We start from the raw sequence: 16,831 nt of genomic DNA on the forward strand, positions 1-16,831 counted from the left end.
CAGGGCGGAACGATGCCAACAGCCGCCGACCTCGGGAACGACGACCTCCGGGTGACCGGGAGCGACGACGGGCTCGTCGTCCGCGCGACGATCGACCGCCCGGAGAAGCGCAACGCGCTCAACGACGCCGTCCTCGACGGCCTCGCGGCCGTCTTCGACTACGCCGACGACTCGCCGACCAGGGTGGTCGTGCTCCGCGGCGCGGGTGGGACGTTCTGTGCCGGCGGCGACCTACAGTCGATGGCCGAGAGCTTCGGGCGGGACGCACAGGCGTTCCGCGAGGGGTTCGGCACGCTCGCGGGCCTGATGGAGCGCATGGTCGACACCGGCGCGCTCGTCGTCGCCGCCGTCGAGGGATACTGTCTCGCCGGGGGGATGGGTCTCGCCGCCTCGTGTGACGTGATCCTCGCCGGCGAGGACGCCACGTTCGGGACCCCCGAGGTCGACATCGGCCTGCTCCCCGCACAGGCGATGGTCCCCATCATGCGGACGGTGAGCGAGAAGCAGGGTCTCAAACTGCTGTTCACCGGCGAACGGATCGACGCCGCACGGGCCGACGAGATCGGGTTCACCTCGGAGGTCGTCCCGAGTGACGACTTCGACGCCGAACTGGACGATCTGGTCGACGACCTCGCGGCCTCCTCGCCGGTGATGATCGAGATGGGAAAGGAGGCGTTCTACAACCAGCGGGAGATGGGGTTCGCCGAGGCCCTCTCGTACGGGCGGGAGATCATCTCGCTGGTCGCCATGAGCGAGGAGACCGAGGCCGGCATCGAGGCGTTCCTGGCCGGCGAGGAGCCCGAGTGGCGGGGGCGATAGGACGCCCGGCGAGTCACACGTGCCGCTGACGTAGGCGACCCTGGTCGTCGGGACGGACCCACCGGTCGACGGTGGCGTCCGAAAGAACGGATCGGGAGGGCAGCCCCCGGAGGCGCCGCTCAGGAGGAGTTCGGGACGACGTTGATGTCCGCGTGGAGCTCCTCCTTGACCGCCTGGTGGACGTGACAGAGCTCCTCGCCGAGTTCGATCAGCGCGTCGACCTGCTCGTCGTCGAGGTCGTCCTCGACGTGCACGGTGAGGCTGACCGACTCGAGGAAGTCGTCGTCGGTGAGGCTCGCCTCGGCCTCCGTCCGGATCGCGCCGAGCGAGAGGTCGTGCTCGCGATCCGCGCCCGCGCGGAACGCGAACGAGTAACACGCCGCGTAGTCGGCCACGACGATCTCGTCGGGGGACGGTCCGTCCTCGCCGGTGGCGTCGATGCTCAGTTCGAAGTCGCCGACGCGGCTGGTGGCGAAGAACTTCTCGTCGTTTTTCGCGGTTGCCTCGATATCTGCCATAGCGGGAGGGGCTTCTCGTGCCCCGCGTAAAAATGTGACCGGGTCGGGTCGGTCGGCCGGGATCGGGCTACCCGTCCAGCGTGAACGTCTCGTCGCCGTCGAGGACGACCACCTCGGCATCGCTCCCCGTCGCGGAGACCTCGCGGACGAAGTCGTCGGTGTCGATCTCGATGGGCGGGAACGTGTCGTAGTGCATCGGGAAGGCGTAGTCGACGTCGAGCCAGTCGACGGCGATGGCGGCCTGCGTCGGCCCCATGGTGAAATGATCGCCCACGGGCAGCGCCGCGGCGTCGGGTTCGAGGAACGGACCGATGACGTCGCGCATCTCGGTCATCAGCCCGGTGTCCCCCGCGTGGTAGAACGTCGTCGCGTCGGCGTCGGACTCCTGGGTCGGCTTCCTGTCCGAGATAACGAATCCCGCCGGCATCCCGGCCTCGTACTCGTAGGAGGTGTTCAGCCCGGAGGTGTGGTCCGCGCGGTGCATCGTCACGAACGCGTCGCCGCACTCGACGGTCCCGCCGATGTTCATCCCGATGGCGTCCTCGAGCCCGTGCTCGTCGGCCATGTAGGCCGTTATCTCTGGGGTGGCGACGAGCGTGGCGTCCTCGAACGCCGCCGCGTGGGCGATGTGGTCCGCGTGCCCGTGCGTGAGGAGGACATAGTCCGGGGCGTCGACGTCCTCGGGGTCGAGATCGGTCTTCGGGTTGTCGAAGAACGGGTCGACGAGGAGGTGGGTGTCGCCGACGACGACGCGCCAGGTCGAGTGACCGTGCCAGGTCAGTTCCATGACGCCCGGACGTTCTCGTGGACGGGACTTAACGGTTCAGGGCCATCCCGACGACCCCCGGTTCGCTACCGTCGAACCGGCCTCGACGATCACCGATACCTATATACCTTTAGCGCCGTCCAGGTCGCCGTCAATCGGGATCTGCCCCGTCCTGCTCGCGTAACGATTATTCCGGCAGAAATGACCGTTTCACGCCCGGTATCGGTCGAACGATGGTTCGCCATTCCGCGAAAGATTTAAATAGCTTTCGCCCTTACTGAGAGTTAGGAGCTACCCCCCGGGATTTTCGGCGATTCGGTCCCCGCCCGAGGGGCGCTTCTCGCACCCACCATGAGCGAAACCACCATCAGAACCTACGAACGAGAGGAGCAGGAGCCCGAGGCGACGGCCCCCGAGGACGAACTCGTCTGCCCCGAGTGCGGGGGGCGACTCGAGTCCGACACCGAACACGGGGAGGTCGTCTGTGCCGACTGCGGGCTCGTCGTCGAGGAGGACGAGATCGATCGCGGCCCCGAGTGGCGCGCCTTCGACGCCGGCGAGCGCGACCAGAAGTCCCGTGTCGGCGCGCCGACGACGAACATGATGCACGACAAGGGGCTGTCGACGAACATCGGCTGGCAGGACAAGGACGCCTACGGCCGCCAGCTGTCGAACCGGCAGCGCCAGAAGATGCAGCGGCTGCGCACCTGGAACGAGCGGTTCCGCACCCGTGACTCGAAAGAGCGCAACCTGAAACAGGCGCTGGGCGAGATCGACCGGATGGCGAGCGCGCTCGGACTCCCCGAGAACGTCCGGGAGACCGCCAGCGTCATCTACCGGCGCGCGCTCTCCGAGGACCTCCTCCCGGGGCGGTCCATCGAGGGAGTCGCCACCGCCGCGGTGTACGCCGCCGCCCGACAGGCCGGCGTCCCGCGGAGCCTCGACGAGGTCGAGATGGTCTCGCGGGTCGACAAGATGGAGCTGACGCGCACGTACCGGTACGTGGTTCGCGAGCTGGGCCTGGAGATCAGGCCCGCCGATCCCGAGAGCTACGTCCCGCGGTTCGCCAGCGACCTCGACCTCTCCGACGAGTCCGAACGCCGCGCCCGCGAACTGCTCGTCAACGCCCGCGAGGCCGGTATCCTCAGCGGGAAGTCCCCGGTGGGGCTGGCGGCGGCGGCAGTGTACGCCGCGGCGCTGCTGACCAACGAGAAGGTGACCCAGAGCGAGGTGTCAGACGTCGCGAACATCTCGGAGGTCACCATCCGGAACCGGTACAAGGAGCTACTCGAGGCCGGCGACGCGGTCGCGGCCTGATACGGACTACACCAGTCCTCACGAGCCCTCCCGCTCGTAGGTGATTCGCGACCGGTGTTCGCCGCGGTAACCGCGGTTTCCGACGTTCACGTCCGGGCGCGCCCGGACGCGTTGCTAACTTTTTTCACCTTGTCTGTCCCACGGAAGAGCCATGGAGGAGACGTACGTCAGACTTCTGTGTCCGGAGTGTGGAAAGCACTGGGAGCGACAGCCCAGCGACCTCCCGGAGCCGTCCCGGACGTTCCACTGCCCGGGGTGTCACGCCAGCCGCCGGCTCTCCGAGTTCGCCCGGACGGAACACGACCTCCGGACGATGCGGGAGCTGTGATCTGACTACTCGCCGGTCGCCGACCGGGCACCGCAGGCGTCACACTGTCTGACGTACGCCCCCTGTTCCCGTTCGAGGTGCGTGTCGGGCAGTCCGCACTCCGGGCAGATGACGTACGCCTCGGCGTACGTCTCGAGGGCGTCACGGATCCGTTCGGTGCGGAACTCCCCGGTGAGCCGGAGCCGACCCCGTTCGTCGACGGTCGCGCTCGTTCCGACCTCGTTCTGGAGGTGGCCCATGAGGTGATCGGGGTCACGGTCGAGCCGGTCGGCGACCTCCTGGAAGTTCTCGAAGACCGTGGCGTTGCCCTCCTGTCGGACCTCGGGGTCCGGGAGCTGGAACCGCGAGGTATCCCCCTCGATGTCGGGGGTCTCCTCGAGCGCTCGGTCGAGCCCGTCCTCGTAGTCCATGCCCAACGGTTGCGTCCCGTCGGGTGAAAAACCCTTTCGGAGTCGCCGACTGCTGACGATCGTTCACGAACGTTGTGCCGAGCGAAACGGTCACACACGGGGGTCTGAGGCGCTCTGAGGGGGTCGCGTGTTAACGAGACTCAGGATAATACTATAAACGTGCGGTCGTTATGCACGAGCGACCATGAAGAAGCAGGAGCTCATTCATCTCCACGGCCTGCTTGCGGAGGTACGCAACCACTACGAACAGTCCCAGAAGACGGAGGTCGACGACGAGCGATATCGCGAGCTCGGCGTTCGCCCGACATCCATCCACAAATCGAAGACAGACCACAAGGCGGCCGTTTTCGCGCTGGCGGACGGGATCACCTCCGAGATGGAGGCCGAGACCGAGCAGCCGGTCTCCCCGACCGCCGACTGAGTCCCCGAGTCGGGACGAACCATCAGACCCGGACAGCGATCGCTCCGGCCACTTCCGCTGGAGGGTCCGACGCCGGATCAGCGAGCCGGCGTGGCGACCGGGCGGTCAGTTGTCCTCGATCAGGTCTTCGAACTCGGGGAGGACGTCGTCCCCGGCGCTCGGGTCGTCCGGGACGAGCGTCTCCCCCGTGTCGTCCTCGTCACCGTCGTCGGCTACGGCTTCGTTCCCGTCGCTCTCCCCCTCCTCGTCCTCCTCGTCCTCGATGACGTCGACGACGAGCACCTCCAGCGGGATGTTCTCGAGCCGCTGTCCGATCTCCTTGCGGGCGATGCGGGAGGCGTGCTCCTCGCGCTCGACGTTGAAGACGGTCATCTCGAGTTCGAGGGCGACCAGCCCCTCGTCGGCCGCGACGAACGCCGGTTCGAGCCCGTCGCCGCAGTGTGGACACGACCGCTCGCCCATGTCGATCTCCACGTAGTTGAGGTCCGGGTTGAGCATCTCTCCCGTCTTGGAGATGGCGATGCGCACCGCCTCGTCCGCGGTCGCCACGTCGTACACCGGGACGGCGGCCTCCACGACGACTCGGCAGTCCATAGTGTCGTGAAGTTGCCTTTCGAGAGGCATGAACCTTCGCCCGTAGTGAACAACCCACACACCGGGGTCGGAGCGAAAGCGGGATGCGGAGTCCCCCCGACCCCGGAGTATGCACGAGGGGGTCGTTCCCGGCGGCGGGCTGGCGGGCGGGTTCGACATGCAGTCGACGATCGAGAGCGGGCAGACCTACCTCTGGTCGCGCGACGACGGCGGCATGTTCGAGGATGACGTCCCCCACGGCGGCGACGCCTGGTACCACACGGTGCTCCCCGCGACCCACACGTCGACGGGCGACCCCGAGGTGATCCGGGCCCGATGGACGGGCTCGGAGCTGGTCTGGGAAGCCTCGATCCCCGATGCCCCCGAGCACCTCACGCGCCTCCTGCGGCTCGACGACGACCTCGACGCCATCGTCGGGGACTCGCCTGACCTCCCGCTGCTCCGGCGGGCCTACGACCGCTACCGGGGAATGCGCCTCGTCCGCGACCCCCCGTTCGGTTCGCTGGTCTCGTTCATCTGCTCGGCGCAGATGCGCGTCGAGCGCATCCACGGGATGGTCCGGCGGCTCGCGCACGCCTACGGCGATCCCGTCGAGTTCGACGGGCGGACCTACCACGCGTTTCCGACGCCCCCACAGCTCTCGGCCGCGACCGAGGCCGACCTCCGGGACCTCTCGCTCGGCTACCGCGCGCCGTACGTACAACGGACGGCGGAGATGGTCGCCGCCGGGGAAGCCGACCCTGCCGAGGTCGCCGGGATGGACTACGAGGACGCCCGCGAGTACCTGACCCGGTTCGTCGGCGTCGGCGAGAAGGTCGCCGACTGCGTCCTGCTGTTCTCGCTCGACTTCCTCGAGGCCGTCCCCCTCGATACGTGGATACGGACGGCCATCGCCGAGTACTACCCCGACTGCGACCGCGGGAACTACCGCGAGACCTCGCGGGCGATCCGCGAGCGGTTCGGCGGGGAGTACGCTGGCTACGCACAGACGTACGTCTTCTTCTACCTCCGGACGGGCGGGGAGTAGCGGCCGCCGACGAGATCACCCCGACTCGAACGACCGGACGCGCTCGGCGACCGCCCCCCGGAACTCCCGCCGTTCCCCCTCGTCCCACCGTTCGACGAGGGGGTGGGCGAGCCGGAACGTCTCGTCGAGCGTCGTGTCGAACAGCGCGTCGAACGTCTCCTCGCCGATCTCGCTACCGATCCGCTCGACGAGGTCGTCGGTGACGAGCGCCGCCGCGAGATTCGACGGATCCGCCGGGAGGTCCACGCTCGTCCTCTCCACGTCCGGGTTTCGGCGGGCGGCGCGGTTCCCGTGACTGTCCCGGACGACGACCCCCGCCGCGGGGCCGTCGTACCAGGCGGATCGGGGTATCTCGTATCGCTCCGGGTAGAAGTGTCTGACCGGTAGCTCCTTCTCGAAGGCGTTCACGCCCTCCAGTCCGAGTCCCTCGAAGGCGCGCGCGACGGCGTCGTTCGGGAGCCACGCCCCGCGAGCCCCATTCCAGACGTCGAACCCCAGGAACGGCGCGAGCCGATCCCAGTCGTACTCGATCCCGTCCCTGATGGTGGCGACACCGTAGAAGACCAGTTCGGTCGGATCGCTCGCCTCGCTCGCGAGCGCGTCGACGTCGAACCGGTTCCGGACGTGCCCGACCGCCCGCCGGAGCCGGAGCGGCGGGTCCGCCTCGAACTGCCGCTCGCCGGCCGCGAACCGGAGGTACCCCCCGTCGGTGACCCCGAATCGCAGCCCCTCGCCCGCGACGAGTTCGCGCACCCAGACGCTCCCCTCGAAGTGGTCCCCCGGGAGGGCGTCGAGGTCGGCGAGGGGCGGGTAGGGCTTCACGGCCCCATCTTCCACCGCCGGGCGCATAAACGCTCGGCGCTACCGGGGCGCTGCCGGCGTCCGGCGGGTTCCGGTCGCCGACCGACTTTTCGGGATCGGCTCCCTATCGAGGCCCATGTCCGACGACGAGCGGACGCGTGCCCACGTGTTCGTCTCCGGGCGCGTCCAGGGCGTCTACTACCGCGCGAACACCCGCGATGCCGCCCACGAACGGGACCTCGACGGCTGGGTGCGAAACCTCGACGACGGCCGGGTGGAGGCGGTCTTCGAGGGCCCCCGGGACGCGGTCGAGTCGATGGTCGAGTGGTGTCACGAGGGCTCGCCTCGCGCCGAGGTGAGCGACGTCTCCGCCGAGTACGGGGAGCCGGAAGGCCTATCGGGGTTCGAGATCAGGCGCTGACATGGACGAGCCCTCCAGTGAGTCCGCTGAACCCTCCGCAGAGACGACTGGTCCCCGCGAGCGCGGTCCCGAGGAGGTGTTCTGTCGGGACTGCGGCGCGGTCATCGCGCGCGAGGCCGAGATCTGCCCGGAGTGCGGGATACGTCAGCGCGACCCGCCCTCGTCGGGGCTCGACAGCGCGGTCGAACAGCTTACCGGGGGTGGCAACCCGTTCGTCGCCGCGGTCCTCTCGGCGGTGTTCCCGGGGCTCGGACAGCTGTACAACCGGGAACTGGAGAAGGGGTTACTCGTCATCGTCGGGAGCTTCCTCGCGCTGTTCTCCATCGTCGTGGGCATCGGCCTCCTGCTCTACCCCCTCGTCTGGCTGTACGCCATCTACGACGCGTACACGGTCGCGGATCGGCAGTCGGCGGCCCCGGACGCCCCGATCGGGGAGTAGGTTCCCCGCGGTCCCGCAGGCTTAACCGAATCCCCGTCGAACGCCCGGCCATGATCTCCGCAGGGGAAGTCGCGGTCCTCGACGCGAACGCCGAGGCCCTCGGCGTCCCCCGAAAACAGCTGATGGAGTCGTCGGGAAACGCCGTCGCCCGGGCGGTCCGTGACCTCGCGGATCCGGGATCGAGCGTCGCGCTCGTCTGTGGTCGCGGGAACAACGGCGGTGACGGGCTGGTCGCCGCCCGCTTCCTCGCCGACTACGACGTCACGGTCCACCTGCTCGGCCGCGCCGAGACCATCTCGACCCGCATCGCCGCGGAGAACTGGGAGGCACTGGGGGAGGCCGAGGTCGACGCCCACGAGGTGTCCGACTCGACCGACCTCGATCTCGGGGATCCCGATCTGATCGTCGACGCCATGCTCGGGACCGGTATCGCGGGCGCCCTCCGCGAACCCGAGCGGACGGCCGCCCGGCTGACGAACGAATCGAGCGCGACGGTCCTCTCGGTGGACGTCCCGTCGGGCGTCGACGCCGACACCGGCGAGGCGTACGCGGGGGCGGTCGAGGCCGACCGGGTCGTCACCTTCCACGACACCAAACCCGGCCTCTCCGAACTCGACGCCGAGGTCCGCGTCGAGTCTATCGGGATTCCCGAGGCCGCCGAGACGTTCGTCGGCCCGGGCGACCTGCTCCGACTGGGCCGCGAGTCCGAGAGCCACAAGGGGGATCACGGCGAGGTGCTCGTGGTCGGCGGCGGGCCGTACACGGGCGCGCCGACGCTCTCGGCCCGGGCGGCGCTCCGGGCCGGGGCCGACCTCGTCCGGGTCGCCTGCCCGGAGTCGATCGCCCGCGAGGTCCAGGGGTTCAGCGAGGACCTCATCGTCCGCTCGTTCGCCGGCGAACACCTCCTCCCGGGCCACGTCCAGTGGATCGCCGCGCTGGCCGACGAGCACGACACCGTCGTCTTCGGCCCCGGGCTCGGCGGCCACGACGAGACCCTGGAGGCGGTCGGGTCGTTCCTCGAGGGGTTCGAGGGAACCGCGGTCGTCGACGCCGACGCCCTGCAGGTCGTTCCCGGGATCGAGACCGACGCGACGCTGATATGTACGCCACACCAGGGCGAACTGGAGAAGATAGGCGGGGAGACGAGCGAGGACTGGCGCGAGCGGGCCGACCTCGTGGAGGGGTTCGCCGCCGAACTCGGCCACGTCCTCCTCGTCAAGGGGGCCTACGATGTGATCTCGGACGGCGAGCGGACACGGGTGAGCCGGACCGGGAATCCGGGGATGACCGTCGGCGGGACGGGCGACGTCCTCGCGGGGGTGACCGGCGCGCTCGCGTCGGTCCTCGACCCCGAGGACGCCGCGGCGGTCGCCGCCTACGCGAACGGCCGCGCGGGCGACGTCGTCCTCGAGGAGCGCGGCTACGGGCTGGTCGCCACGGATCTGGTCGACGCGATATCGGGGGTCCTTCGGTCCCCGGAGGACGAGGATGAGTGAGGACGCCGAGGCCGGGGACGCCGCCAGCTCCGAGCGCGACCTCACGCACGTCGACGAGTCCGGGGACGTCCAGATGGTCGACGTCGGCGACAAGCCCGACACCGCCCGGCGGGCGGTCGCGCGCGGGGAGATACGCCTGCGCGAGTCGACCGTCGAGGCCGTCCGGGCGAACGACGTGGCGAAGGGCGACGTGCTCGCCACCGCCCGCGTCGGAGCAGTCCAGGCGGTCAAGCACACCTGGGAGACGATCCCGATGTGTCACGGGATACCGATCACGAACGTCGACACCGAGTTCGACGTCGCCGAGGACCGGATCACTCTCACGGTGGCCGTCGAGACCACCGGGAAGACGGGCTGCGAGATGGAGGCCCTCGAAGGCGTCACCACCGGCCTGAACGTCGTCTGGGACATGGTCAAGGCGGTCGAGAAGGACGAGGACGGGCAGTACCCGGCGACGCGCATCTCGGGCGTCCGCGTGGTGGCAAAGGAGAAACGACAGGTCGACTGACAGCGCATCCGTAACCTGTCGGGCGATCCGATCCGCCGCCACAGTCCGATTGCGCGGCCCCGGGCGGGGACACTATCGACAACTACGACGATACCCCCGTCTCCGGTCGAACGCGAGGCCGGTACCGCCGGGTGACAGGAGGAGTGAGCCGGGCGCGGTCAGGCCTCCACGGGCGCGGCGACGTCGCTCGCTCTCGCACGCGCCTGTTCGACGATCGACGGGCGGGCCTCGAAGGAGATGACCACCTGCTCGCCGTAGTCGACGTCCTCGACGTGGGCGTTGTCGTGGACCCAGGAGACGAGCGACATCGCGTCGTCACACATCGGGAGGACGAGCCGCTCGCGCTCGAACGGCGGGAGCTCCCCGTCGATGCGGGACTTCAGCTCCTCGATGCCGGTGGACTCGATCGCGCTGACGGCCACCGGGTTGGGCGCGAGCGAGGAGAGCGCCTGGCGCTTGCGTTCGAGCTCCGCTTCGTCCACGCGGTCGACCTTGTTCAGCACCGTCACGATGGGTGCCTCGTTACGCTCGTAGAGCGTGTCGTGGCTGGTGACGAGCCGCTCGCGAATCTCCTCGATCGGCTCGGAGACGTCCACGACGAGGAGGACGAGGTCGGCGCGATACACCTCCGAGAGCGTGGACTTGAACGACTCGACCAGCCAGTGCGGGAGGTTCGAGATGAACCCGACGGTGTCGGTGAGGAGAACGTCCCGGCGGTCGGTCTCCATCCGGCGCGTGGTCGTCCCGAGCGTCGTGAACAGGCGGTCCTCGGACTCGGCGGTCGGATCGAGGTCGGGGTGGAGCCCCTCGTTCTCGTCGACGTCCAGATCGGTCGCCAGCTGCCGGAGGAGCGTCGACTTCCCGGCGTTCGTGTAGCCGGCGAGCGCGACGAGGTCGAACCCCGACTCCCGGCGCTGCTCGCGCCGGTGCTCGTCGGTCTCCTCGATCCGGTCGAGTTCGGCCCGGATGTTCGAGATCTGCTTCTTGATGTCCTCCTCGCGGGACTCGTCGTACTCGCCGAGCCCCATGAACCCGGGGCGCTCGTCGCGCTTGGCGAGCGAGACCTTGGCCTCCGCGCGAGGGAGTTCGTACCTGAGTTCGGCGAGTTCGACCTGGAGCTGGGCCTTCTTGGTGTTGGCCCGCTGGCCGAAGATCTCGAGGATGAGCCGGAACCGGTCCATCAGTTCGACCCCCTCGGGGAGGAGGTTGCCGAGGTTGAACGTCTGGTAGGGGCCGAGCCGGTTGTCGAACAGGACCGCCCGTGCCTCGGTCGCCTCGACGACCCGGGCGAGCTCCTCGGCCTTCCCCTCGCCGAGACACGTCGCCGGGTCCTCCGTGCGGGTCTGGGTCACCTCGGCGACGACCTCGTACCCCGCCGCGCGCGCGAGTTCGCGTATCTCCTCCGTGTCCGCCTCCCCGGAGTCCACGCGCTTGGCGACCACCGCCGTCCCGTCGTGTGTGCCGGTCACTCACCGGGGGATAGGTGGTTCCGGTACTTAACTTCGGTCCCCGTGGTGGGGCCAGTCACCGTTACGATACCGACACAAGAGACTTACGCCGAGATGTGCCTATCTCCACGCATGGCTCTGGAGATCGACTTCACTCAGCTCGGGATAGATCTGGGTGGCGGGGCGCTGATCGGGGGGATCGTCGGGTTCGCGGCGAAGAAGCTCGCGAAGGTGATCGCGGTCATCATCGGGCTGGAACTGGCGCTGTTCAAGTTCCTCGAGTCACAGCAGATCCTCACCGTCGACTGGGAGCGGCTCACGGCCGGGATGGTCGGAGCCGGCCAGGCCGCCGCCTCGCAGACCCCCCCGAACTGGGTGATGACCATCCTCGAGACGCTCTCGATCTCGGCGGGGTTCACCGGGGGGTTCCTGCTCGGGTTCAAGAAGGGATAACGTCGTACTCGCGACCGGCCGACCCGGTCTTCCTCGTTCTCACTCGACCGTTTCCCTCCTCGTAGCGAGGAGCGAATTCCTCGCCGCCCGGACTCGACGTGATCGCGGTTCGTGGCCGGTGAGAGATCGAGCGCGACCGCCCGCTCAGGCGATATCCCGGCTGGTGTCGATGGCGACCTCCTCGGAGAGTTCGAGCTTGATGACCTCGCTCGGGGCGACCCCACCCCGGAACTTCGGGATGGAGAGGCGGTTCTCGACACGGTCGCCCTTCACGCTCGTGTCGAGGTCGAAAACGATATCAGCCATGTGGTGGGTTGTGTCCCTGAGCTCCGGCACGTCGTTGCCGTCGAGACAGTGGAGCAGCGCCAGGCTCCCGGTGTTGTAGATGTGGTTCTGGAGCTCGTTCATGAAGTTCCGGAACCGGGGCGGCTCCTGGCGTTCGAGGATGTCTATGGGGTCCACGATGAGGTTCGAGGACTCCGGGAGGACGCTGATGAGCTTCGTGGCGTTGTCGAGCGGGGCCTCCCCCGTGACGTCGCGAACCGTCGGATCGCCGGTCCGGGTGGGCGAACTCCGGATGGCGTTCGACACCGAACTCCCCGTCCGGTCGAGCGAGAGGTAGAGCGTGCCACGGGTCGCGGTCAGTTCGTAGAGGAACAGTTCCGCCTGGCTCGCGGGATTGGCGTCGAGCGCGACGATGCTCCCGGCGGGTATCCCGCCGTCGAGCTTCCGGTCGAGCACCTCTATCCCCGTCCGGAGCCGTTCCACCATTCGTCCTTTCGTTTCTCTTTTCCTGAAATAAATATTCCGGCCGTTTCGCCCCTCGTTACCGAATATGGGCGCCGGTGTGCGTCTCCGGCTCGGAGACGGGTCGTGCGATTGGTCCGCGCGACCTTCGACGTCGAACTGATCCGGGTCCCGAGGGATGTTTCGAACGGAACCCCGCGGGGATCGGAGGCCCCGGACGCGGGTCACCCGGGTCGGACGCCCCCGGTGGCCCGGTCGGGTAGCCGACGACGCTGTCGGGGGGACCGGTCGGGAACGGCCGGCCGATGCCGGGGTTTGAATAGGGTGCCAGTCCCCCCTACTCGCGATGCGGCACGACCACCTCATCAGTGCCAGACAGCTGTCGAGGGCCGACATCGAGTCGGTCCTCGACCACGCGGCGACGTTCGACGGCGACGTCACCGGTGGGGGCCGCCGCGAGGACGTCCTCGGACTGCTGTTCTTCGAGCCGAGCACCCGGACGAAGATGTCGTTCGACACCGCGATGAAGCGCCTCGGCGGGTCGACGGTCGACATGGGGACCGTCGAGTCCTCCTCGGTCAAGAAGGGCGAGTCGCTCGCCGACACCGTCCGCGTGGTGGCGGGGTACGCCGACGCGCTCGTGCTGCGCCATCCCAGCGAGGGGGCGGCGAAGCTGGCCTCGGAGTTCGTCGACGTCCCGGTCATCAACGCGGGCGACGGCGCGGGCCAGCACCCGACCCAGACGCTGCTCGACCTCTACACCATTCGGGAGAGCGCGGGGCTCGACGACCTCAGCATCGGGGTCATGGGTGACCTGAAGTACGGCCGGACGGTCCACTCGCTGGCCGAGGCGCTCACCAACTTCGACGTCACCCAGCACTTCGTGAGCCCCGAGAGTCTGCGGCTCCCCCGTTCGGTGCGCTACGACCTCCACGAGTCGGGCGCGGAGGTCAGAGAGCACACCGAACTCGACGGGGTACTCCCCGAACTCGACGTGCTCTACGTCACCCGGATCCAGCGCGAGCGGTTCCCCGACGAGAACGAGTACCGGCAGATCGCCGGCGAGTACCGTATCGACGCCGCGACGCTCGACGTCGCCCGCGACGACCTCAGCGTGATGCACCCGCTCCCGCGCGTCGACGAAATCGCCCCCGACGTCGACGAGACACGCCACGCGACGTACTTCGAGCAGGCCCACAACGGGGTCCCGGTTCGGATGGCACTGCTGGATATCATGCTCGGGGGTGAGGGCCGATGAACGGGACCGACCCCGATCCGGACCAGGAACTCCGCGTCTCGAAGATCCGCGACGGGACCGTCATCGATCACATCGCCGCCGGGCAGGCGCTGAACGTCCTCGCCATCCTCGGCATCGACGGCTCGGGCGGCGAGACCGTCAGCATCGGGATGAACGTTCCCTCCGATCGACTGGGGCGCAAGGACATCGTGAAGGTCGAGGGCCGCGAACTCAGCCAGGACGAGGTCGACGTCCTCTCGCTCATCGCCCCCGCCGCGAGCATCAACATCGTCCGCGGGTTCGAGGTGGTCGAGAAGTCCCGCGTCGAGCGCCCGACGACGGTGTCGGGTGTGCTCTCGTGTCCGAACGCCAACTGCATCTCGACGGAGGGCGAGCCGGTCGACTCGCGGTTCGAGGTGCTCGACGAGGGGGTCCGGTGTGGCTACTGTGACACCATCGTCCGCGAGGACATCGCGGAGCTCATCGGGGTCTGATACGGATTGTTGTAACGATTTACCGGCGACCACTCGAACGGGGTCCGCGATCGCCGGCAAAAGACTACAACAATCCGTATGAGCCCGATCCCCCCGGTCGTCGTTCTCGCGCCCCCAGGTTCAAGTACTGGAACGGGACCACCGACCCCGTGGTGTAGATCCCGCCCCGACCGGTCCGCGGGCGCGCGACGACGCCGGTCGGAATCGCCGTCGAGCCATCGAGTCGTCGCCTGCTCGTCACGCTCGCCGTCGGGGAAACCTGCGGCCGCAGCCTCATCGAGCACGGTGAGGGGTGCGTAATAACTATATTCGTCCCCCTCGATCGATTCGTCCGTATGTCGAAGAAAGTCATCCTCGCCGCCGTACTGCTCGTCGTCGCGCTCGTCTACGTCACGCGTCGATAGGTCCCAGCCGGAGCATCGCCCGTCGACCGATATCCCACCCCACTTCTTTCGAACGGCTTACCCGTCGGAACCACCACTACCGGGTATGCCCACCGTCGGGGTCGTCACGCGGAACGAGGAGGAGACCGAGTGGCCCGAGTTCGACGCCGCGTTCTACGAGGTGAAGGACGTGTCGGGGCGACAGAACGAACCCCTCGAGAACGCGGTGAACATGGTGTCGTGCTTCGGTGACAACGCCGCCGCGGCCGGGGAGCCAGAGCTCGTCCCCGTGAACCCGGAGGGCCAGCCCGCGAACCGCGACCGACCGTACTTCGACTGGGCGTACGTCGACCCGACCCACGACCGCTACTGCGAGGGGCTCCTCGAGATCATCGAGGAGTGCGCGGCCGCCAACGGCGACGTCCGCCTCGACGACGTGGGGTTTCCCCGCGAGGAGTACTGCTACTGTGACCGCTGTAACGAGCGGTTCGAGGCCTGGGTCGACGCCCGACACGATGCCGGTGGACCCCGCCCCGAGGAGACGGGGTTCGAGGACCGCCTCACGTGGCGCGCGGAGGTCATCACCGACTTCGTCCGCGAGGCGACCGATCGGATCCCCGGGCGGACCTACCTCACGCTCTACCCCGACCCCTACGGCGATCACCTCTACCGGCGGGCCGGACTGGACCTGGCGGCGCTCGCGCCGATGGTCGACGAGTTCGTCGTCCCGCTGTACGACACCCACTACGGGACGACCTACTGGCTGGAGACCATCGCGTCGGGCTTTCGCGACCGACTCGACGAGCTCGGCGTCGACATGGCGGTCGAGCTCTACGCCGTGAACGTCGACATCGACGATCTCCTCCACGCCGCGGAGGTAGCGGAGGCGTACGCCGATCGGGTGCTGTTCGGCTACGACGCCTCGAACGCCCGGGCGGCGCTCCGGCGGCGCGACGCCGAGAGCCGCGAGGGCGTCTCGCACGGCTGAGCGGCTCGGCGAGGAACCGGGCCAGAGTTATACCTCGGGGGTATCGAGAGGGGAGTACATGCCAGAACCACGGATCGTGTCGGTCGGGCTCTCACCCGTCGGACGGACGGACCTGACCGGCCGCGACCTCTTCTCGGCCGCGCTCGCCGAGGCGTTCGAGGGCCTCCCGGACCCCGCGGAGGTCGTCGAGGCGCTCTACGTCGGCAACCAGTCCGAGCGGTACGAACACCAGATCATGTACGGGACGCTCCTCGCGGAGTGGGCGGGCCTCCGCGATATCCCCGCCGAACGCGTCGAGGGGTGTGCGGCGGCGGGCGCGATGGCGCTCCGCCGCGCCGTCGAGGACGTCCGCTCGGGCCGCTACGAGGCGGTGCTCGCCGCGGGCGTCGAGAAGATGACCGCCGGCGGGACTGGCGGGGCGACCGACTCGCTCTCGGCGGCGTTCGACCGCGCGCTCGAACAGCGCTCGGGCATCACCGCACCGTCCCAGTACGCGCTGCTCGCACAGCGGTACATGCACGAACACGACGTGACCGAGCGCGACCTCGCCGGGATCGCGGTGAAGAACCACGCCAACGCCGCGAGGAACCCCCGGGCCCAGTACCGGAGCGAGATCGACGTCGACACCGTCCTCGACTCGGACTACGTTGCCCCGCCGCTGAAGCTGTTCGACTGCGCGCCCGTCTCGGACGGCGGGGCGGCCGTCCTCGTGACGAACGAGACGGTCGCCGCGGATCTCACGGACGAGACGGTGACGGTGGCCGGCTCGGACGCCGCCGCGCACAACCTCGCAGTCGCCGAGCGGAACCTCACCTTCCCGGAAGGGGCGGCCGCGGCCGCGGAACGCACCTTCGAGCAGGCGGGTATCGAACCCGGGGACGTCGACGTCGCGGAGGTCCACGACGCGTTCACGGTCTGCGAGGCGCTGCTCTCCGAGGCCGCCGGGTTCGCCCCGCGCGGCCGGGGTATCGAGTGTGCCCTGCCTCCCGAGGAACGGTCGGAGGGATGGACGGACGTCCACCTCTCGACCAGCGGCGGGCTCAAGGCACGGGGCCACCCCATCGGCGCGACGGGGCTCGCACAGGCCGTCGAGGCGTACGAACAGCTGACCGGCCGGGCGGGTGACCGGCAGGTCGACGGCGCGGAGACGGCGTTCCTCCTGAACGAGGGCGGTGTCGCCGACGCCGTAACCGTCACCCACGTCCTGGAGGCCTGA

21 protein-coding genes are annotated in these 16,831 nt (G+C 68.8%); 14 read left to right on the plus strand and 7 right to left on the minus strand.

The window, feature by feature from the left end:
- The first annotated feature begins 12 nt into the window (after positions 1 to 12).
- Positions 13 to 819, plus strand: a complete 807-nt coding sequence (locus tag WDJ58_RS12865; protein ID WP_338913673.1) for an enoyl-CoA hydratase/isomerase family protein — start codon at positions 13 to 15, stop codon at positions 817 to 819.
- A 119-nt stretch (positions 820 to 938) separates the two neighbouring features.
- Here WDJ58_RS12865 and WDJ58_RS12870 read toward each other — a convergent pair whose 3' ends face one another.
- Together WDJ58_RS12870 and WDJ58_RS12875 are read right to left on the minus strand one after the other, a co-directional pair.
- Positions 939 to 1,337 (minus strand): OsmC family protein, encoded by a 399-nt coding sequence (locus tag WDJ58_RS12870; RefSeq protein WP_338913674.1) that lies wholly within the window; start codon positions 1,335 to 1,337, stop codon positions 939 to 941.
- 67 nt (positions 1,338 to 1,404) lie between these two features.
- Positions 1,405 to 2,124 (minus strand): metal-dependent hydrolase, encoded by a 720-nt coding sequence (locus WDJ58_RS12875; RefSeq protein WP_338913675.1) that lies wholly within the window; start codon positions 2,122 to 2,124, stop codon positions 1,405 to 1,407.
- 330 nt (positions 2,125 to 2,454) lie between these two features.
- Here WDJ58_RS12875 and WDJ58_RS12880 point away from each other — a divergent pair, with 330 nt between their 5' ends.
- Together WDJ58_RS12880 and WDJ58_RS12885 are read left to right on the plus strand one after the other, a co-directional pair.
- Complete coding sequence (locus WDJ58_RS12880) at positions 2,455 to 3,420, plus strand: transcription initiation factor IIB (RefSeq protein ID WP_338913676.1); 966 nt, start codon at positions 2,455 to 2,457, stop codon at positions 3,418 to 3,420.
- A gap of 151 nt (positions 3,421 to 3,571) precedes the next feature.
- Positions 3,572 to 3,748: a hypothetical protein gene (locus WDJ58_RS12885; protein WP_338913677.1), complete on the plus strand. Its 177-nt coding sequence runs from the start codon at positions 3,572 to 3,574 to the stop codon at positions 3,746 to 3,748.
- Positions 3,749 to 3,753: 5 nt separating this feature from the next.
- On the opposite strand, the gene WDJ58_RS12890 is transcribed toward WDJ58_RS12885, so the two are convergent.
- The gene (locus tag WDJ58_RS12890; protein WP_338913678.1) at positions 3,754 to 4,158 is read right to left on the minus strand and encodes a translation initiation factor IF-2 subunit beta; all 405 of its coding nucleotides are present in this window, start codon (positions 4,156 to 4,158) and stop codon (positions 3,754 to 3,756) included.
- 184 nt (positions 4,159 to 4,342) lie between these two features.
- Between WDJ58_RS12890 and WDJ58_RS12895 the strand changes: the two genes are divergently transcribed.
- On the plus strand, positions 4,343 to 4,579 hold the full coding sequence (locus WDJ58_RS12895; protein ID WP_338913679.1) for a UPF0058 family protein: 237 nt from the start codon (positions 4,343 to 4,345) through the stop codon (positions 4,577 to 4,579).
- 105 nt (positions 4,580 to 4,684) lie between these two features.
- On the opposite strand, the gene WDJ58_RS12900 is transcribed toward WDJ58_RS12895, so the two are convergent.
- On the minus strand, positions 4,685 to 5,173 hold the full coding sequence (locus WDJ58_RS12900; RefSeq protein ID WP_338913680.1) for a DUF555 domain-containing protein: 489 nt from the start codon (positions 5,171 to 5,173) through the stop codon (positions 4,685 to 4,687).
- 109 nt (positions 5,174 to 5,282) lie between these two features.
- Here WDJ58_RS12900 and WDJ58_RS12905 point away from each other — a divergent pair, with 109 nt between their 5' ends.
- Positions 5,283 to 6,200, plus strand: a complete 918-nt coding sequence (locus tag WDJ58_RS12905) for a DNA-3-methyladenine glycosylase family protein (RefSeq protein WP_338913681.1) — start codon at positions 5,283 to 5,285, stop codon at positions 6,198 to 6,200.
- Between the two features lie 15 nt (positions 6,201 to 6,215).
- Here the strand turns inward: WDJ58_RS12905 and WDJ58_RS12910 are convergent, their stop codons facing one another.
- On the minus strand, positions 6,216 to 7,022 hold the full coding sequence (locus WDJ58_RS12910) for a hypothetical protein (RefSeq protein WP_338913682.1): 807 nt from the start codon (positions 7,020 to 7,022) through the stop codon (positions 6,216 to 6,218).
- Positions 7,023 to 7,137: 115 nt separating this feature from the next.
- On the opposite strand from WDJ58_RS12910, the gene WDJ58_RS12915 reads away from it, so the two are divergent.
- Genes WDJ58_RS12915 through moaC form a run of 4 tightly spaced genes read left to right on the plus strand, consistent with a single transcriptional unit; the run spans position 7,138 to position 9,865 of the window.
- Positions 7,138 to 7,422 (plus strand): acylphosphatase, encoded by a 285-nt coding sequence (locus WDJ58_RS12915; protein ID WP_338913683.1) that lies wholly within the window; start codon positions 7,138 to 7,140, stop codon positions 7,420 to 7,422.
- A gap of 1 nt (position 7,423) precedes the next feature.
- A complete protein-coding gene (locus WDJ58_RS12920) occupies positions 7,424 to 7,861 on the plus strand; it encodes a hypothetical protein (protein WP_338913684.1) in 438 nt (145 codons plus the stop codon).
- 50 nt (positions 7,862 to 7,911) lie between these two features.
- On the plus strand, positions 7,912 to 9,357 hold the full coding sequence (locus WDJ58_RS12925) for an NAD(P)H-hydrate dehydratase (protein ID WP_338913685.1): 1,446 nt from the start codon (positions 7,912 to 7,914) through the stop codon (positions 9,355 to 9,357).
- Positions 9,350 to 9,865, plus strand: coding sequence for a cyclic pyranopterin monophosphate synthase MoaC (moaC, locus tag WDJ58_RS12930; protein ID WP_338913686.1), 516 nt, complete (start codon positions 9,350 to 9,352; stop codon positions 9,863 to 9,865). The genes WDJ58_RS12925 and moaC overlap by 8 nt, the downstream gene beginning before the upstream one ends.
- Before the next feature lie 158 nt (positions 9,866 to 10,023).
- Here the strand turns inward: moaC and hflX are convergent, their stop codons facing one another.
- Positions 10,024 to 11,334, minus strand: coding sequence for a GTPase HflX (hflX, locus tag WDJ58_RS12935; protein ID WP_338913687.1), 1,311 nt, complete (start codon positions 11,332 to 11,334; stop codon positions 10,024 to 10,026).
- Positions 11,335 to 11,445: 111 nt separating this feature from the next.
- On the opposite strand from hflX, the gene WDJ58_RS12940 reads away from it, so the two are divergent.
- On the plus strand, positions 11,446 to 11,766 hold the full coding sequence (locus tag WDJ58_RS12940; RefSeq protein WP_338913688.1) for an FUN14 domain-containing protein: 321 nt from the start codon (positions 11,446 to 11,448) through the stop codon (positions 11,764 to 11,766).
- 144 nt (positions 11,767 to 11,910) lie between these two features.
- Here the strand turns inward: WDJ58_RS12940 and WDJ58_RS12945 are convergent, their stop codons facing one another.
- Positions 11,911 to 12,537 carry an RAD55 family ATPase gene (locus WDJ58_RS12945; RefSeq protein ID WP_338913689.1) on the minus strand — a complete coding sequence of 209 codons (627 nt, stop codon included), beginning with the start codon at positions 12,535 to 12,537 and terminating at the stop codon, positions 11,911 to 11,913.
- Between the two features lie 322 nt (positions 12,538 to 12,859).
- Here WDJ58_RS12945 and pyrB point away from each other — a divergent pair, with 322 nt between their 5' ends.
- The 4 genes from pyrB (at position 12,860) to WDJ58_RS12965 (ending at position 16,831) form a co-directional block, all read left to right on the plus strand.
- A complete protein-coding gene (pyrB, locus tag WDJ58_RS12950) occupies positions 12,860 to 13,771 on the plus strand; it encodes an aspartate carbamoyltransferase (protein ID WP_338913690.1) in 912 nt (303 codons plus the stop codon).
- Positions 13,768 to 14,244, plus strand: coding sequence for an aspartate carbamoyltransferase regulatory subunit (gene pyrI / locus WDJ58_RS12955; protein ID WP_338913691.1), 477 nt, complete (start codon positions 13,768 to 13,770; stop codon positions 14,242 to 14,244). The genes pyrB and pyrI overlap by 4 nt, the downstream gene beginning before the upstream one ends.
- 489 nt (positions 14,245 to 14,733) lie before the next feature.
- Positions 14,734 to 15,615: a hypothetical protein gene (locus tag WDJ58_RS12960; RefSeq protein WP_338913692.1), complete on the plus strand. Its 882-nt coding sequence runs from the start codon at positions 14,734 to 14,736 to the stop codon at positions 15,613 to 15,615.
- A 58-nt stretch (positions 15,616 to 15,673) separates the two neighbouring features.
- Entirely contained in the window at positions 15,674 to 16,831 is a 1,158-nt protein-coding gene (locus WDJ58_RS12965) for a thiolase C-terminal domain-containing protein (RefSeq protein WP_338913693.1), read from the plus strand.

Source organism: Salinirubellus litoreus, assembly GCF_037335815.1.
Classification (GTDB): domain Archaea; phylum Halobacteriota; class Halobacteria; order Halobacteriales; family Haloarculaceae; genus Salinirubellus; species Salinirubellus litoreus.

What these genes read in the sequence shown, in the direction of transcription:
- WDJ58_RS12895 (WP_338913679.1), top strand. Translation starts at nt 4,343, where the DNA reads ATGAAGAAGCAGGAGCTCATTCATCTCCACGGCCTGCTTGCGGAGGTA.
- pyrI (WP_338913691.1), top strand. Translation starts at nt 13,768, where the DNA reads ATGAACGGGACCGACCCCGATCCGGACCAGGAACTCCGCGTCTCGAAG.
- WDJ58_RS12900 (WP_338913680.1), bottom strand. Translation starts at nt 5,173, where the DNA reads ATGGACTGCCGAGTCGTCGTGGAGGCCGCCGTCCCGGTGTACGACGTG.
- WDJ58_RS12915 (WP_338913683.1), top strand. Translation starts at nt 7,138, where the DNA reads ATGTCCGACGACGAGCGGACGCGTGCCCACGTGTTCGTCTCCGGGCGC.
- pyrB (WP_338913690.1), top strand. Translation starts at nt 12,860, where the DNA reads ATGCGGCACGACCACCTCATCAGTGCCAGACAGCTGTCGAGGGCCGAC.
- WDJ58_RS12865 (WP_338913673.1), top strand. Translation starts at nt 13, where the DNA reads ATGCCAACAGCCGCCGACCTCGGGAACGACGACCTCCGGGTGACCGGG.
- WDJ58_RS12965 (WP_338913693.1), top strand. Translation starts at nt 15,674, where the DNA reads ATGCCAGAACCACGGATCGTGTCGGTCGGGCTCTCACCCGTCGGACGG.
- WDJ58_RS12870 (WP_338913674.1), bottom strand. Translation starts at nt 1,337, where the DNA reads ATGGCAGATATCGAGGCAACCGCGAAAAACGACGAGAAGTTCTTCGCC.
- WDJ58_RS12875 (WP_338913675.1), bottom strand. Translation starts at nt 2,124, where the DNA reads ATGGAACTGACCTGGCACGGTCACTCGACCTGGCGCGTCGTCGTCGGC.
- WDJ58_RS12905 (WP_338913681.1), top strand. Translation starts at nt 5,283, where the DNA reads ATGCACGAGGGGGTCGTTCCCGGCGGCGGGCTGGCGGGCGGGTTCGAC.
- WDJ58_RS12920 (WP_338913684.1), top strand. Translation starts at nt 7,424, where the DNA reads ATGGACGAGCCCTCCAGTGAGTCCGCTGAACCCTCCGCAGAGACGACT.
- WDJ58_RS12945 (WP_338913689.1), bottom strand. Translation starts at nt 12,537, where the DNA reads ATGGTGGAACGGCTCCGGACGGGGATAGAGGTGCTCGACCGGAAGCTC.
- WDJ58_RS12925 (WP_338913685.1), top strand. Translation starts at nt 7,912, where the DNA reads ATGATCTCCGCAGGGGAAGTCGCGGTCCTCGACGCGAACGCCGAGGCC.
- moaC (WP_338913686.1), top strand. Translation starts at nt 9,350, where the DNA reads ATGAGTGAGGACGCCGAGGCCGGGGACGCCGCCAGCTCCGAGCGCGAC.
- WDJ58_RS12960 (WP_338913692.1), top strand. Translation starts at nt 14,734, where the DNA reads ATGCCCACCGTCGGGGTCGTCACGCGGAACGAGGAGGAGACCGAGTGG.
- WDJ58_RS12940 (WP_338913688.1), top strand. Translation starts at nt 11,446, where the DNA reads ATGGCTCTGGAGATCGACTTCACTCAGCTCGGGATAGATCTGGGTGGC.
- WDJ58_RS12890 (WP_338913678.1), bottom strand. Translation starts at nt 4,158, where the DNA reads ATGGACTACGAGGACGGGCTCGACCGAGCGCTCGAGGAGACCCCCGAC.
- WDJ58_RS12885 (WP_338913677.1), top strand. Translation starts at nt 3,572, where the DNA reads ATGGAGGAGACGTACGTCAGACTTCTGTGTCCGGAGTGTGGAAAGCAC.
- WDJ58_RS12880 (WP_338913676.1), top strand. Translation starts at nt 2,455, where the DNA reads ATGAGCGAAACCACCATCAGAACCTACGAACGAGAGGAGCAGGAGCCC.